Below are 16,588 nucleotides of genomic sequence, written 5' to 3' on the forward strand. Positions count from 1 at the left end.
CTTTTTTATTGGCAAGTAAAGAGATTTTAATCAAAACCAGTTATTATATGCGCTTCTATTTCTCAGCTTGGATTGACTTGCATGTCCACCATTCAAAATGACTCCGTAGTGACGTTTCACTATACACTTACAAACGCCGCTGGTGATGTACTCGACAAGTCAGAAGGCGAGCCACTGGTTTACCTGCATGGCGCACATAACATCGTTCCTGGTTTAGAGAACGAACTGGCAGGTAAGACTATTGGTGACAAATTCAAAGTAACTGTTGAGCCAGAACTCGGCTATGGCGATTACCAAGCAGAATTGGTACAAGAAGTTCCACGCAATATGTTCCAAGGCGTTGATGACATCCAAGTTGGTATGCAATTCCAAGCACAAACTGATGATGGCGTTCAAGTCGTGACTGTTAAAGACGTTACACCAGAACTGGTTATCGTTGATGCGAACCATCCTCTGGCTGGTCAAGCACTGACATTTGATGTTGAAGTTGTCGGCATTCGTGCTGCATCTGCAGAAGAACTGGAACATGGCCATGCACACGGTGCAGGTGGTCATCACCACTAAACAATGATTGCAAAATCATCGTAAAAAAAACCGCTGATCATATCAGCGGTTTTTTTATATCGAGTATTGGACAAAGACTACTTAGCGTGCAGACAATGTACCAACCAGATGCGGTTTTCCATCTTTAGCATCAGTCAATTCAAATGTAGTCACTTTCGCCTTCTTCTGAGCGTGCAAATGGACTTTGCCTGGCAAAAAGACTGGTAATTTAAACTGTACATCCAAGAAATAAGCAGGCGGTAACTCACCCAAAGCCGCTACTGAGCGAGCCTTAGTCCACATACCATGGGCAATTGCACGCTTAAAGCCAAATGCTTGGGCTGTGAATTTATGGATATGAATGAAGTTAAAGTCACCACTGACTTTGGCATAACGACGACCTAGGTCTTCAGGCAAATCAAAGTCCACATTAATATCACCGGCTTTCTGGGTTAGACGCGCCTCTTTAGGCTTGGTTTTATCAGCAACAACATCAGATTTACCACGTGCTAAATAGTATGCAACACTTTCCCATACCACTTCGTTATTTACTTTTGCCGTTGAAATAAAGGTAAATAACTTACCCTTTTCATGCGGGGTAATTTCGCCGAAACGTGTAGACAGTTGAATCGTGTCATTCACATTGACTGGCTTAAATTGTTCAACCGTATTACGGATATGCACGATACCGAGGATTGGAAATGGGAATGCCTCATTAACCATGAGCGCTAATTGTAGGGTCATTGCACGAATGCCGAGATATAACGGCGGCAAGGTATCCAAATTTGGATAACCACAAATTTTGTTATAAGCATTCAAATGTTCGCGATCGATTTTAAGTTTCGTAACTGTGTATTCTGCTTCTGGCAACGTCTTGTAGGGATTCTTTTTAATTGTACTGAGCGCAACTTTAGCGAATAAACCGATGGGATTTGGAATGCTTTCAAAAGTACGATTTGGCATAATAATGCTCGTTCATGAAGTGAATGTTAAAAGTAAAACTACTGAGAAATCTTTATCCAACTAAAAAAAACGCCGTACATTTTTTCAAAAAAAGCACGGCGTCTCGATAGTTATTGGCTTGAATTCTTTAGAGCAATCAAGTCAATGGACATAACCAATTATGCACCGAGTAAGCTCTGACCACAAACACGGACCACGTTGCCATTCAAACCACCTGATGCAGGATTTGCGAACCAAGCGATCGCTTCTGCTACATCTACGGGTTGCCCACCTTGCGCCATTGAGTTCATGCGACGACCTGCTTCGCGGATCTGCAGCGGAATTGCCGCAGTCATGGCTGTTTCGATAAAGCCTGGTGCTACTGCATTGATCGTGATGCCGCCTTTAAGGGTTGGCGCAACAGACTGCACTAACCCGATCACGCCAGCTTTTGATGCACCGTAGTTGGTTTGACCCAAGTTACCTGCAATACCACTAATCGATGAAACACAGATGATGCGTGCGTTATCATTGAATGCTTTGTTTTCTAACAAGTAATCATTGATACGCTCTTCGCTTGATAGATTGATGTTCAACACCAAATTCCACTGCGAATCTTTCATATTAGCCAGCATTTTGTCACGTGTTACACCGGCATTGTGTACAAGAACATCTAAGCCACCGCGGTTTTGTGCGAATGCTGCAATTTTTTCACCAGCATCAGGCGCTGTAATGTCTTCAGTCAATACGCTACCACCGATCTCACCGGCTACACGCTGTAGGTCAGCTTCTTGTTGTGGTACATCTAAGCAGATTACATGTGCGCCATCACGTGCCAACGTACGTGCAATCGCTTCACCAATACCACGGCTTGCGCCAGTTACCAGTGCTGTTTTACCCGTTAAAGGCTTTGCCCAGTTCACTTGAATGACTTTGCCTTTGGTCACACGAGCAACTTGGCCTGAAACATAAGCAGATTTTGCAGACAAGAAGAAACGTAATGTCGATTCAAGGTTTGCTTCAGCACCCTTTCCAACATAGACGAGCTGTGCAGCAACACCTTTTTTGAATTCTTTACCCACTGATTTTACAAAACCTTCAAGCGCGCGCTGTGCAGTCGCTTCTTTGGTTGTTGCTGTATCTGATGGAGTACGACCAACAACAACAACACGACCTGATGGAAGCAATTGGCGAGCGATTGGGCTAAAGAAATTAAACAGTTCAATAAGCTCATCAGAGCTTTTGATGCCTGAAGCATCAAAAACAAATGCTTTAAAACGGGCTTCTTTATCACCGCTGTTGAAAGCACGGACATTCAAACCTGACTTTGCGGCTGCTTGTTGCAATTCGGCATTGTTACCGGCATAGGTATCGGCATGAATGCTGGCAAGTGTATCGCTAATTGCACCTGACAATGTTGAACCTGGTGCCGCACCAAACAGTACCGCACCATTAATCAACGGTTTAGAGGCATCAAAACGATCTAAAACTAATGGCGCTGGTAAGCCAAGATTTTTAACAAGGATTTGACCCAATGCGGAATTTGCAAAAGATTGATAGTGGTCACTCATAGCAGCTCTCGATCAAGGCGTAAAATAAAAAAGCGGGTTAATAATAAGGATGAAATCAGCACATCATACGCCATACGATCCACAATATTTTATTGAGTGTTAAACAACTCACAGAATGAATACGTCTAAGCACATCAGGAAAATTGCAAAACACATGCATGGTCGTAGAAAAGCAATTTCAACAGGCGAAACAGTATTGTAATTAGCGTCAATAAGCAATTTATCAGACATAAAAATAGCGTTTTTTGTCAAAAAAACACCAAAATAATGCTGAAAACATGTTCAAAACAACGCCACTGCAACAAATTAGTCGCTAGAATTGACTAATGCAGTTGGTAGTAGACTATTATTTTGCGTCAGCACGATGATTACTCATGCAATGCTAGCAAAACTATACGGTTTCTACAGTTGCTATCTTGAAAGAAGTGTTCGGCAATCCAGCCAATTCATCTAGATGAGATTATGTTAAAGTTAGCCACTTTTTGAGATTACAATCCTTTTTTAAAATGTACCGGAGTGAACCATGAGTCAACCTCCTAAGACGACTGCCGCAACGAAAGCGACAGCGCCGCAAACAGAAAATAGCGCAACAACAACCGTGACAAAAGAAACTACTGCAGCCCCAAAAACTCCAGCAAAGCCTGCAGTCCGCAAACCAGCAGCGCCAAAAGCAGCTGCAGCGGCCACAACACCGACCGAAGCAGCTCCTGCTGCAGCACCAAAAAAAACTGTAACCCGTAAACCTGCAGCTCCTAAAGCTGCAACTGCTGCGAGCAAAACATCTGCTGGCACAGTGAAAACTAGCTCTGTAAAACCCAAGGAACCTGCTATGAGCAATACCCCTGCTGTTCGCCGCGTCGCCATTTTAGGCGGTAATCGTATTCCTTTCGCGCGTTCGAACGGTGCTTATTTCAATGCATCAAATAGCGATATGCTGACTGCTGCTCTAAACGGCCTGATTGAACGCTTTAACCTTCAAGGCAAACGCCTCGGTGAAGTTGTTGCTGGTGCCGTATTAAAACACAGCCGTGATTTCAATATGACTCGCGAATGTGTATTGAGCACTACTCTTTCTGCTCAAACGCCTGCGACCGACCTGCAACAAGCATGTGGCACTGGTCTGCAATCTGCATTCACCGTCGCCAACAAAATTGCCTTAGGTCAAATCGATGTAGGTATCGCAGGTGGTGTTGATACGACATCTGATGCACCAATTTCCTTCGGTGATGGCTTACGTAAAGCAATGCTTGAAGCAAACAATGCTAAAAAGAATTCTGATTATGTAAAAGCACTGAAAAAGTTAGATTTCAAAAAACTGCTTGATGCTCCTAAAAATGGTGAGCCACGCACTGGCTTATCCATGGGTGACCATGCCGCGATCACAGCTCTTGAGTGGGGTATCACCCGCGAAGCGCAAGACGAATTAACCGCAGCAAGTCACAAAAACATGGCTGCTGCTTATGATCGCGGTTTCTTTGATGATTTGATTACTCCATTCCTCACACTGACCCGTGACAATAACTTGCGTCCTGGTAGTACAGTTGAGAAATTAGCAACGCTTAAACCTGTATTTGGTAAAGGTGAAAGCGCGACAATGACCGCAGGTAATTCAACACCATTGACCGACGGCGCATCTGTTGTATTGCTTGCTTCTGAAGAATGGGCAAAAGCAAATGGCCATGAAGTTTTGGCTTATTTGACTTTCTCTGAAACTGCTGCTGTTGATTTCATTGGTAAAGAAGGCCCTAAAGAAGGCTTGCTCATGGCACCTGCTTACGCAGTACCACGCATGTTGGCTCGTGCAGGCCTCACACTTCAAGACTTCGATTTCTACGAAATCCATGAAGCTTTCGCATCACAAGTACTCGCAACTTTGAAAGCTTGGGAAGATCCAACATTCTGTAAAGAACGTTTGGGCTTAAGCAAGCCATTGGGCTCAATCGACCGTAGCAAATTAAATGTGAACGGTTCATCACTGGCTGCTGGTCATCCATTTGCGGCTACTGGTGGACGTATCCTTGCTACCGCAGCTAAGATACTGAACCAAAATGGCAAAGGTCGTGCACTGATTTCAATTTGTGCTGCTGGTGGTCAGGGTGTAGTCGCTATCGTTGAAAAACCATAAGACCCAATTTGGGTTTTATAAAGCTACACACTTAACCTATCGATAAAAAAATCCCTGCACTATGCAGGGATTTTTTTATGTCATTCTATTTAATCTTAGTATGCTAATGTTTTATTTAATTTTATTTGTAGATCGTTTTTTTAAAAGAATATGAAGAATTACAAGAAAACCTCTTGTCTTATCAAATGATAATAATTATCATTACTTAATCGAAGTGAGTTTCACTTCCTATCAGTACTCTCTACTTTGCAGGATATCTATCATGAACGCACCGTTTCGATTTTTAGGTCCAAGCCAATCTGCACTACCTGTATTACAATCCAATAATCTTTTTGCTTTGGGTCGTGAAATACGCATCCTGCATGAAGGGGAAGAATATCGCTTACGTCTTACGCGCAATAATCGCCTAATACTCACCAAATAATAAAAAAGCATGGAGCAGTACACGCAAGATGCATCAAGGCAATATCTTGCGTAAGCCAAGCTCACATTGTTGCCCGTCTTCCGTTGCGCAAAATTTAATGTGCGCAGAATCTACCCATTTCACATATTGGCGCTGGACTTCACCGCTTTGATCGACATTATTGCCTGAGCAATCAGGAACATTACTATCATACTGAATAGCCATAGTGAGCAGTGGTAGCGTTGTAGCCATTGCTTCAGCATCAGGAAGTTGATAAACATACTTACCTAAGCTCCACTCTTCAGCACTTTTAACGACAAATAGTCCGTCTTCCCTAAAGTTATAATATTCGACACAAGAAACCTGTGGAATGGTCATCGCCCATAAACCTGCGATAAGCGGACGACTGACTAGCTCAATATTGTTTTTAACGGTTGGACGTTGGGCCTTTGGCGCAGCAGCGATATCATTTAAATTGGTTGTTGTGGGCATTGCTACCGGTGCTTTGTCTGCGGCATAAACGGCAGAGCTGAGTAATACCCCACTAAACAATAACGCATGCATCAAACCAAGCTTAGGTCTCTGTACAGAGTGACCAAAAAATACAGATTGAGCAGGAAGGTGTTGTACAGATGAATAAGGTCGCATATCTTGTGGCATCGCAATAATTTTCAGGTGGATGGAATACGATTTTCTCTTGGATCAAGAGTGCAGTGTAGACCCTATCGACGTCAAGTAGATTTTGTTGGTGACATGTGTGTATTGTTTTGTCATCACAGCATTTTTTTTGGAATATTACGAATCCCAAGCAGACCACTAAGCACAATCGCAGATGCCATTGCAAAAACCCATTGCCCACCGAATCGATCCCAAACCTGTCCAGCCAGAATTGAGCCAATGGCAACACCTAGCCCCCAGAGCATACTATAAAGTGCTTGTGCTCTTCCCTGTTGATCCGCTTTAAACTCACTAAAGATTAATCGCATTGCTATCGATTGAAATAAAGCAAAACTAAAAGCATGGACTGATTGTGCAAGCAGTTGAATAGATAAAAAAGTCGGGAATGCTGCGACTAGTACCCACCGAAAAGATGTCAGTGATAAACAGATTGCAATCGCACTCCGCCCATTTAAGTATGCAAGTACCTTTGCACTTTGGGTAAACATCAATACTTCAGCAAAGACGCCCACAGACCACAGCAATCCAATCGTTGAAGTACTGTACCCATAAGCTTTTAAGTAATTCGAATAAAAACTATAAAAAGGTGCATGCGACAATAACAGCAGAAAATGAATGACAAGAAAGCCCCAAACCATTGGCTTTTTAAACACTGGAATCAACGAAGAGGGATGCTCTGTTTTTGGAGCGGCTTGAGGCGGCTCAGCAATTATCCATGCATTGATAACAGCAATAATGGCCAATACAATCATTACAATCGGTAGGGTCGTAATAACATGCCACTTAAACCACCATCCTAAACCTAAGACTGCTGCAATAAATCCTAATGATCCCCACAAGCGGATGATTCCGTATTGATCCCTCTGCTTTCCCAGATAAAATAACGTCACCGCTTCGTATTGCGCCAAAATTGCATTTTGAAAAAAACTATAAAAAAATAACACTAGGATTAACCAGAACATCGTATGAGGAATAAATAGAATTGCAATCCATGCAATCAGTTCAGCCACAATACCGAGGCGCACCCAACGCATCCGTAGTCCGGAACGATCCGCACAATAACCCCACACGCTGGGTGCAATAATCCGTGAGATGACCGTGATCGCCGCAAGCCAACCGATCTGCTCTTTATTAAACCCCCGTCCTTCTAAATATAAGCTCCAGTAAGGCATAAATGCGCCTACCACCGCAAAGTAGAAAAAATAGAAGCCGGATAAACGCGCTTTTATAGGGATATTCACCTTAGATGCTTGCTGCATACGAATATGCCCCTTTATGCCCTTCAATTATTTTTTTAAGTTCTAATGTGGTTTCAGTAGCTTCTTATCGCTCTTTAGAGAGATCCTTGATCGAAGCAGGTTAGAAAAATATTTGACTCGCTGCATAGCAGGCGCCTCTATCCATGTGTAAGTGAAAAATGAACATACGACAAGAATAAAGGCACAGATAGAAACAACTCCCCAATGCTCGATTGGGGAAAAAGCTGAAGCATACTCAAAACCTAGCAAGAGTTTAAATAGAATAAAGAAAATTATGCCATGCAATAAATATAAGCTATAGCTCATTTCGCCTAAAAAAATAGACAACTTATGGGTTAAAATTCCGAATAAAGTATTTCCATTGGTGATCGCCACAAAGAAAACAAATAAAGCAATCGATAAGATATTAATATCTTGTTGGGTAAATAAGAAAAAGGTGACTAAAAGTAATATCACTAAGAAATAATCAGTAAGCTTATGATTCGCAAAAGCTGTGAGATATTTATTTCCGGTTAAAAGAGCTGAAGCAATGCCTACGCTAAAATAATAAACATATACCATGTCAAAAGGCAGGGTATAGAATAAATAGACGATTCCTAAACTCAATAACACATACAACGCAGAGACTCGTAATCCAATCAAAAAGCCAAAGAGTGGTAAGGTAAAATAGTAAAACCACTCATAAGGTAGCGACCACGCAACCCCTGCCATAATGACCCAGGTACTCTCTACGCCATTAAGATCAGGATGACCAAAAACAGTAAAACCTAGCCAATACATAAGATGATGAACAAATACGGAAAAACTTGTTATCAAACTAAAATTTGTCAAAATAAAAACAATCAACACTAAAATAAGCATCACAAAAAAATACAGCGGAACTAAACGCAGTACTCTTGAAATAAATAACTGAGTCCAATCAAAACGATTTTTTTTCTTTCTAGCATCAATCAGTTTGAATGAGAATAAAAAACCTGTGATAATAAAAAATAAAGCCACACCTATCTGACCGAAATTGGTATATAGCATTGATGGTGGAGCCTCCCAGCGACCAATCTTCAAGTATAAATACCAAATCATGCCGTGATGAAGAAAAACGCAGAGTGCCAAATAACCTCGGAGCCCATCGATAGATGGGAACTGACTAGAACGACTCGGTTGCAGATTGAAATGTTTAAACAGCTTAGATGCTGTCAATATTGCAACAAGTATTGGAAAAAATGCGAATATTGGGCTAAACGCACTCATTGGATCACCATCTGACTATATTCCATTATTGTAGTAACCCGCATCCCTTAGCCTATTTCTATTACACTCCCCAAACCAGAAAAGCGTTAATCAACTCCCTTTGCAATCGCTGCCATAGGCGGGATGACATCGGCATTTTGTGCACGATGGCGTAAAAAATGATCCATCAAAGTAATTGCTAACATCGCTTCTGCGATCGGTGTCGCACGAACACCGACACAAGGGTCATGACGCCCTTTGGTGACCACTTCGATCGCCTCTCCAGCCAGATTTACACTATGGCCAGCAGTTGTGATGCTAGCTGTTGGTTTTAATGCAATAGAAACACGAATATTTTGTCCACTTGAAATACCGCCTAATACCCCACCTGCATGATTTGCAGTAAAGCCATCAGGAGTCATTTCATCACGGGTTTCATGTCCAAACTGGCCTGCGACAGCAAACCCATCGCCAATTTCGACACCTTTTACCGCATTTATGCTCATCATGGCGTGGGCTATATCTGCATCTAGACGATCAAAAACAGGCTCGCCCCAGCCCACAGGTACATTCTCAGCAATAACCTCCAAACGTGCCCCACAGCTCGTTCCTTGGCGACGAAGATCGGTCACTAATGCTTCAAAACGCGGAATTGCCTCAGCATCACCACAGAAAAAGGGATTTTGATTAACGATAGACCAGTCAAGATGTTTGGCAACTTCATTACCAATCTGAGTAACATGGCCTCGAATCAAGATACCGAACTTCTCAGCAAGATATTTTTTTGCAATGCTTCCTGCTGCGACACGCATTGCCGTTTCACGTGCGCTAGAGCGCCCTCCACCGCGATAATCACGAAAACCATATTTCATGGTGTAGGTATAGTCGGCGTGGCCAGGGCGAAAAGTTTCCGCGATATTGCCGTAGTCTTTAGACTTTTGATCGGTATTGGCAATATATAAGCCAATTGGGGTGCCAGTGGTTTTACCTTCAAACACACCAGAAATAATCTTGACCAAGTCTTCTTCTTTACGCTGCGTTGCAAAGCTTGATGTACCCGGCTTACGACGATCTAAATCAATCTGTAAATCTGCTTCAGTCAAACTTAAGTTAGGTGGAACGCCATCTACGATGGCCATTAAGCCCACGCCATGCGACTCTCCGCATGTCGTTACTCGAAATAACTGCCCAATGGTATTACCGGCCATACATCTACCTGCTACATTAATTTTTTAAATTCAAATACTTTACGACTTATCATCTCAATTGCAAAACTTGCAATGATTACTCAGACAGCGCCAAAGCCGCTACGAATTGTGCGTGGTATTGACGACATTCGCTCGCCGTCAATGCAAAAACACCTGTGCCGCCTTGTGTGAAATGCAGCCAGTGGAATGGCACTTTAGGGAATAGTTGACGTAATGCCCATTCACTATTACCCACTTCAACAACAAGTAAGCCACGTGAGGATAGATACTCTGGTGCTTTGACCAATATATGTTTTACCAAATCTAATCCATCACGTCCGGCAGCCAAGGCCATTTCTGGCTCATGTAAAAACTCTTGAGGCAAATCAGCCATGTCAGAAGCATCGACATAAGGAGGGTTGGACACGATAAGATCGTATTGTTGCTGAGCTGGGATTTTTTCAAAAAGATTAGATTGAATCAGCGAGACTTGATTGTCTTTATTGTGGTGCTCAACATTGATTGACGCAACTTCTAACGCATCCCGTGATAAATCAGCACCGTCTACTTGTGCATCCTCAAACGCATAAGCACAAGCAATTGCAATACAACCAGAACCAGTACACAAGTCCAAAATGCGTTCAGGCACAAAAGCTGCATCGACGACAGGAGGCAAACGATTTACACCATCAACTGCGACGCCTAAACCATCTGTTAAAACGGGAGCAAAGCGATTTTGAATCAATTCAGCAATCGGCGAACGTGGAATTAGCACCCGCTCATCTACATAATAAGGTTGATTGCAGAAATAAGAAACGTTCAGCAAATATCCCAGTGGAACACGATCATTAATACGTTTAGCCAATAAATCAACAATTTGCTTTTTCTCAGACGGCAATAAGCGACTATCCAGAATCTGCTCATCCGCCGACCAATCTAAAGATAAAGTCTGTAATACAAGAGCAGAACTCTCGGCAAAAAAATCCTCCGTGCCTTGACCCAAATGCACCTCATATGCACGTAATGCGGTTACACCAAAGCGAATGAAATCCCGAATGGTATGCAAATTTTCGACTGCTTCGTCCAGGATTTCACGTTCAATATTTAGCGTTTCCACACAACTCTCCTCAGATTTTGCGCAAGACTTTTATTCAAGACTTGTGACCCAAGTATTTGGGCGGCATTAAGATGGGCTAGATTGTACCGTGAATTGCTTTCACAAGGCAGTTTTTTGGCTATTTTCATGATGCGATTTAGACCAAATGTTCACTTCCAATATGATTATTTGGTCTAAATAAAGACAGCTTAACTAGAGAATGGGGGCCTATAAGGAACTCAACCCGTTTGATCTGAAAGATTGTTTGTTCGTTGTACCTCAAATCCCTTTTGTTTTTCTACTGCCTCAGCATAGCTATTGGCATAATCCAAAGCGATAAAGTCCCCTTCAGGTTTACCTAATTTGAAAATACGTCGATTGCGTCGAAGCCGATCGTCTACGGTTTCAATATGAAACTGTTTCCGATGTGGACTCCATAAAATGACATATGATTCACTCGTAATCGAAAAATGCTCAGTAGACATAGGAACTCCTTGTATCATCTTAATAACGACAACCTACCGTCTTAGTTGTAGAGGAAACCCTGAAGAAAGGCAACACCTTAGGCTAAGGAAAACAGCATTAATTGTTCTGCTTATTTTATCTTTAACAGTCCAGCATGAATGGCGTTAATATTGCATGCTGTACAAACCAAATGGTTAATGAAACAGACTGAACGTATTCGAACTATCGCATTTTTTAAAGATGGAGTCTTTATGATTTTTAAGTCAATCAAGCCAACATGGCTTCGCGCGCTGCCCTTAACTCTCATGCTCAGCTTATCGAGCTTTAGCGCATGGGCAAAGCCACATGTAGTTTTGGTTGCTACAGGGGGAACAATTGCGGGTGCAGGCGCATCTGCAACCAATAGTGCCACCTATCAAGCTGCCAAAGTTCCCGTTGACGATCTGATTAATGCCGTGCCTCAAATGAAGGATATTGCAGATGTCGAAGGTGTTCAGGCCTTTCAAATGGCTTCTGAAAGTTTTACTGACAAAGAATTGCTCAGTCTCGCCCGTCAAGTCTCTGCGCTGGTCAAACGTGATGATGTGAACGGTATTGTAATCACCCATGGTACAGATACTTTGGAAGAAACAGCATTCTTCTTAAATCTTGTCGTGCACACGAACAAACCTATTGTTGTTGTCGGATCAATGCGACCCAGTACAGCCTTGTCTGCAGATGGTGCCCTCAATCTTTACGATGCTGTCGTTGTCGCTGCAGGTAAAGACTCTGCAGGAAAAGGGGTTTTAGTTGCGATGAATGATGAGATCCAATCCGGTCGCGATGTTAGTAAACGCATCAACATCCGTACTAATGCATTTGCAAGCCAATGGGGCGCACTAGGTATGGTTGTCGAAGGAAAAAGCTATTGGTTTAGACAACCGGTTAAACGCCATACTGGACAGTCTGAATTTAATATTGATGATATAAAGGGTGATGCACTGCCCCTTGTACAAATTGTTTATGGCTCCGACTCAATGATTGCAGCGCCTTATCTTGCAGTTGCAGATGCAGGCGCAAAGGCGATTATTCATGCAGGCACTGGAAACGGCTCAGTTGCCGGGTACTTGGTTGATACACTTAAAAAATTACGCAGCCAAGGCATCTTGATTGTACGTTCATCCCGAGTGCCTGATGGCTTTGTATTACGCAATGCTGAACAACCTGATGACAAATATGACTGGGTTGTTGCACATGACTTCAATCCCCAAAAGGCACGCTTGCTCACCTCTTTAGCACTGACTAAGACCAGTGACACAAAAGAGTTGCAACGGATTTTCTGGGAGTATTGATCCAAACCATGTAATTAAGCCTATCCCAAAGAGATAGGCTTAATTCGCTTGAAGCACTAACGCATAGTCAGCCCTTTGGCTTGCCTAGCTTTAATATACAATACGGTATGCTGGTCTGTCGTTTTTTGATAGCCATGAAAATAAACAGCCGCGATCCAATTAATCAATGGATCCGTCATGCCGTTCAAAAACGCATAATTCACATTATCCAAACGATGATGACGCATATGATGTTTTTTCGGCAAAAGTATCCAGCACGATTGTAAAAAACGAACCGATTTTGAGTCACTGTTATGGCACAAATAATGAGATACCTCGGCAATCGATGACCATATCGCAAAATAAACACCTAAACCAAAAATGACCGTTGGCAAAATGCCGAATAAAAATACAACAAGCCAAACGATTAAGAAAACCAATAGCCACACTTTAGAGCCGGATTCATCAATATAAATCTGCCATATCGGCTTATCTTCATAGCGCGGGATATCATGATGCAGATGAAAATTGGCAATAAATGGTCCAACAAGGGATGCGTAATGATCATTATGATCCATATAGAGGTGCACGAATCCGTTCACAAAGTCTGCTAAAACAAATGCGGCGACAAGACCAAAGATATGCCATGAAAAGCTCATACCGAGTTGAAAAAGAATAGCTAACAATCCAAGCTGAAGTGACACATTCAACCAAGCGACTATTTTATTGATATTTTTATAAATTGGTCGGGACTCGTAACGTTGCATTGCTGCAGAAAACTGAAGCTGTTTAAGGCTCCATTGTTTATCGTTCAAATATTGAGCGGATTGCTCAACATTTGGCAGAAGGAATTGTTGGATGATAGACATGACCAAATCCGCTTAGAGTTTTTATGCATAAGATCACTGATGATGACAATCAGTTTAATCTCAATATAACTTTAAAATGTGACTAATCTGTATATGAATCCGTTCAAGTAATTTAATCATTCAACATAAGCCAACAGCAAAAAATCGGCTATACTATTCCGCTTTTAATTTCACCCTTTTTACATTTAGCCAGAATCTCAATCAAACTTAAGGAGTCTCACCCATGACAGTTAAGCCGCAAGTCCCTACTGCCGCTGACATTCGTGAGGCATTCTTACGCTTTTTTGAAAGCAAAGGGCATACTCGCGTCCCGTCCAGCAGCCTGATTCCCGCCAATGACCCAACTTTGCTATTTACCAATGCTGGGATGAATCAGTTTAAAGATACCTTTTTGGGTCTAGATCCTCGTGATTATGTCCGTGCGACCTCTAGTCAAAAGTGCGTACGCGCTGGCGGAAAACATAACGACCTTGATAATGTCGGTTACACCGCACGCCACCATACCTTCTTCGAAATGCTGGGAAACTTTTCTTTCGGAGATTATTTCAAAAAAGAAGCGATTGCCTTTGCTTGGGAATTTCTGACCAGTCCCAACTGGATGAACATCCCTACAGATCGCCTCTATGTGACAATCTATGCAACTGACGATGAAGCATTTGGATTTTGGCAAAACGATATTGGTTTAGATGCTTCACGGATCATTCGTATTGGTGATAATAAAGGTGCTGCTTATGCGTCGGATAACTTCTGGGCCATGGGCGATACGGGCCCTTGTGGTCCTTGTACAGAAATTTTCTACGACCATGGTGCTGAGATAGCCGGCGGTTTACCCGGTACACCTGAAGAAGATGGTGACCGCTTTATTGAAATCTGGAACTGCGTGTTTATGCAGTTTAACCGCCAGAAAGATGGAACCTTACAACCTCTACCCGCCCCAAGTGTTGATACGGGTATGGGGTTAGAGCGTATCAGTGCAGTCATGCAACATGTACATGCTAACTATGAAATCGATTTATTCCAGCATCTGATTCAATCCGCGTGCAAGATTATTGGTATTGAAGATGTGGGACAACCCTCTTTACGCGTTGTTGCAGATCACGCTCGCTCATGTTCCTTTCTGATTGCCGATGGTGTTATTCCGAGCAATGAAGGCCGCGGTTATGTATTACGTCGTATCATTCGCCGTGCAGTTCGTCATGGGAATAAACTCGGGGCAACCGGCGCTTTCTTCTATCAAATGGTACAACCTTTAATTGATGTGATGGGCGCAGCTTATCCGGAGCTAATTGCACGTCGTGATGTCATCGAAGCAGCTCTACGTAAAGAAGAAGAACAATTTGCACGTACACTTGAACAAGGCTTAAAACTGCTTGAAGCTGAATTACCCAACCTAAAAGGTACGGTTATTGATGGCGAAACTGCATTTAAACTCTATGATACCTATGGTTTCCCCGTCGATTTAACTGCAGATATTGCACGTGAACGTGGCTTAACCGTGGATCAAGAAGGCTTTGAGTCCGCAATGAACGAACAGCGGCGTCGAGCACGTGAGGCAGGAAAATTTACTGTTGACTACAATAGCTTTATTAAAGTGGATAGTCAGACTCGATTTGACGGTTATGACGCGACCACGGGCTCAGGTCAAATCATTGCGCTTTATAAAGACAATCAACCTGTTGATACGCTCAGTGAAGGTGATGAGGGTTTCATTATCCTTAATCAAACGCCTTTTTATGCGGAATCCGGCGGTCAGGTAGGTGATACGGGGACACTAACGGGTTTGGATGGAATCTTTGAAGTACAGGATACCAAAAAATCTGGTAATGCGATTGTGCATCAAGGTGTGGTTACGATGGGTAGAATACAATCGAACCAGACTGTTGAAGCCGAGGTTAAACAGGACTTACGCGCAGCAATCTCACGCAATCACTCAGCAACTCACCTCCTCCATGCTGCGCTGCGCCAAGTTTTAGGTGAGCACGTCACTCAGAAAGGTTCGTTGGTCAGTGCCGACTTGCTGCGTTTCGATTTCTCCAATGATCAGGCTGTCACGCCAGAACAAATCGCTGCAGTTGAACGTCTCGTTGCTGAAGAAATCATAGGTAACTATGCAGTTGAAACTGAAGAAATGAGTATGGCCGATGCCAAGACTAAAGGTGCGATGATGCTCTTTGGTGAAAAATACGGCGATGAGGTTCGCGTATTGGCCATGGGTAATAAAGCTAATGATCAATATTTCTCTGTTGAACTCTGCGGTGGCATCCACGTGGATCGTACGGGTGACATTGGCCTATTAAAAATTACCAGTGAAGGGGGTATCGCCGCAGGTATTCGTCGCATCGAAGCGGTTACAGGTTTAAATGCTTTGAATTTCGTGCAAACTGGCGAGCGTCAGCTTTCACAAATTGCAGGTTTAACCAAAACAACCCGTGGTCAAACCTTCGAGAAAGTGAGTGCACTTGCTGATCGTAATCGTGATCTGGAAAAACAGATTGAGCGCTTAAATCAAAAGCTTGCGAATGCTGAGAGTGTGGAGCTTGCCGCGGCTGCACGTTGGGTTGGGGACGTTAAACTTCTTGTTTCTACACTTGAGCAAGTTGATGGTAAGTCGCTCCGTACGCTGCTTGATAGTGTGAAATCACGCTTACCTGAAAGTGTCATCGTACTCAGCGCAACGGATGGTGACAAAGTCAGTCTACTTGCTTCGGTAGCCTCCTCCCATACCCATAAAATCAAGGCCGGTGAGATTATTAGTCATCTAGCAGGCTTATTGGGCGGTAAAGGTGGTGGCAAACCAGATCTGGCTCAAGGTGGTGCACCGCTTACACCTGAATTTGTCCAAGTCATGCAAGATTTACCCGCATGGATTGAAGCAAAATTAGTTTAATGGCATTACCGTTTCATCGTTTAACG

Annotated in this window: 14 protein-coding genes; 5 read left to right on the forward strand and 9 right to left on the reverse strand. The window is 42.9% G+C overall.

Going from position 1 to position 16,588, the window contains the following annotated elements; translation table 11 throughout:
• The first annotated feature begins 81 nt into the window (after nt 1-81).
• Nucleotides 82-564, forward strand: coding sequence for an FKBP-type peptidyl-prolyl cis-trans isomerase (locus tag HYN46_RS08370; RefSeq protein ID WP_114898961.1), 483 nt, complete (start codon nt 82-84; stop codon nt 562-564).
• Nucleotides 565-645: 81 nt separating this feature from the next.
• Here HYN46_RS08370 and HYN46_RS08375 read toward each other — a convergent pair whose 3' ends face one another.
• Entirely contained in the window at nt 646-1,506 is an 861-nt protein-coding gene (locus HYN46_RS08375) for a MaoC family dehydratase (protein ID WP_114898962.1), read from the reverse strand.
• Nucleotides 1,507-1,664: 158 nt separating this feature from the next.
• Complete coding sequence (locus tag HYN46_RS08380; protein WP_114898963.1) at nt 1,665-3,056, reverse strand: 3-oxoacyl-ACP reductase; 1,392 nt, start codon at nt 3,054-3,056, stop codon at nt 1,665-1,667.
• 523 nt (nt 3,057-3,579) lie between these two features.
• Between HYN46_RS08380 and HYN46_RS08385 the strand changes: the two genes are divergently transcribed.
• Nucleotides 3,580-5,181: an acetyl-CoA C-acetyltransferase gene (locus tag HYN46_RS08385; protein WP_114898964.1), complete on the forward strand. Its 1,602-nt coding sequence runs from the start codon at nt 3,580-3,582 to the stop codon at nt 5,179-5,181.
• Between the two features lie 262 nt (nt 5,182-5,443).
• Complete coding sequence (gene hemP, locus HYN46_RS08390) at nt 5,444-5,605, forward strand: hemin uptake protein HemP (protein WP_114898965.1); 162 nt, start codon at nt 5,444-5,446, stop codon at nt 5,603-5,605.
• Between the two features lie 33 nt (nt 5,606-5,638).
• On the opposite strand, the gene HYN46_RS08395 is transcribed toward hemP, so the two are convergent.
• From HYN46_RS08395 to HYN46_RS08420, 6 genes are all read right to left on the reverse strand, one after another.
• The gene (locus HYN46_RS08395; RefSeq protein WP_114898966.1) at nt 5,639-6,244 is read right to left on the reverse strand and encodes a hypothetical protein; all 606 of its coding nucleotides are present in this window, start codon (nt 6,242-6,244) and stop codon (nt 5,639-5,641) included.
• A gap of 113 nt (nt 6,245-6,357) precedes the next feature.
• On the reverse strand, nt 6,358-7,521 hold the full coding sequence (locus HYN46_RS08400) for an MFS transporter (protein ID WP_210009458.1): 1,164 nt from the start codon (nt 7,519-7,521) through the stop codon (nt 6,358-6,360).
• A gap of 42 nt (nt 7,522-7,563) precedes the next feature.
• Nucleotides 7,564-8,769 carry an acyltransferase family protein gene (locus tag HYN46_RS08405; protein WP_114898967.1) on the reverse strand — a complete coding sequence of 402 codons (1,206 nt, stop codon included), beginning with the start codon at nt 8,767-8,769 and terminating at the stop codon, nt 7,564-7,566.
• 86 nt (nt 8,770-8,855) lie between these two features.
• Nucleotides 8,856-9,956 (reverse strand): chorismate synthase, encoded by a 1,101-nt coding sequence (gene aroC / locus HYN46_RS08410; protein WP_114898968.1) that lies wholly within the window; start codon nt 9,954-9,956, stop codon nt 8,856-8,858.
• A 76-nt stretch (nt 9,957-10,032) separates the two neighbouring features.
• Complete coding sequence (prmB, locus tag HYN46_RS08415) at nt 10,033-11,052, reverse strand: 50S ribosomal protein L3 N(5)-glutamine methyltransferase (protein ID WP_114898969.1); 1,020 nt, start codon at nt 11,050-11,052, stop codon at nt 10,033-10,035.
• 218 nt (nt 11,053-11,270) lie between these two features.
• Complete coding sequence (locus HYN46_RS08420; protein ID WP_114898970.1) at nt 11,271-11,516, reverse strand: hypothetical protein; 246 nt, start codon at nt 11,514-11,516, stop codon at nt 11,271-11,273.
• Between the two features lie 231 nt (nt 11,517-11,747).
• Here HYN46_RS08420 and HYN46_RS08425 point away from each other — a divergent pair, with 231 nt between their 5' ends.
• On the forward strand, nt 11,748-12,827 hold the full coding sequence (locus tag HYN46_RS08425; RefSeq protein ID WP_114900684.1) for a type II asparaginase: 1,080 nt from the start codon (nt 11,748-11,750) through the stop codon (nt 12,825-12,827).
• Between the two features lie 56 nt (nt 12,828-12,883).
• Here HYN46_RS08425 and HYN46_RS08430 read toward each other — a convergent pair whose 3' ends face one another.
• A complete protein-coding gene (locus HYN46_RS08430; protein WP_114898971.1) occupies nt 12,884-13,675 on the reverse strand; it encodes a fatty acid desaturase CarF family protein in 792 nt (263 codons plus the stop codon).
• Between the two features lie 223 nt (nt 13,676-13,898).
• On the opposite strand from HYN46_RS08430, the gene alaS reads away from it, so the two are divergent.
• Complete coding sequence (gene alaS / locus HYN46_RS08435; RefSeq protein WP_114898972.1) at nt 13,899-16,562, forward strand: alanine--tRNA ligase; 2,664 nt, start codon at nt 13,899-13,901, stop codon at nt 16,560-16,562.
• The last annotated feature ends 26 nt before the right edge of the window (nt 16,563-16,588 follow it).

It is taken from the genome of Aquirhabdus parva (assembly GCF_003351745.1).
Classification (GTDB): Bacteria; Pseudomonadota; Gammaproteobacteria; order Pseudomonadales; family Moraxellaceae; genus Aquirhabdus; species Aquirhabdus parva.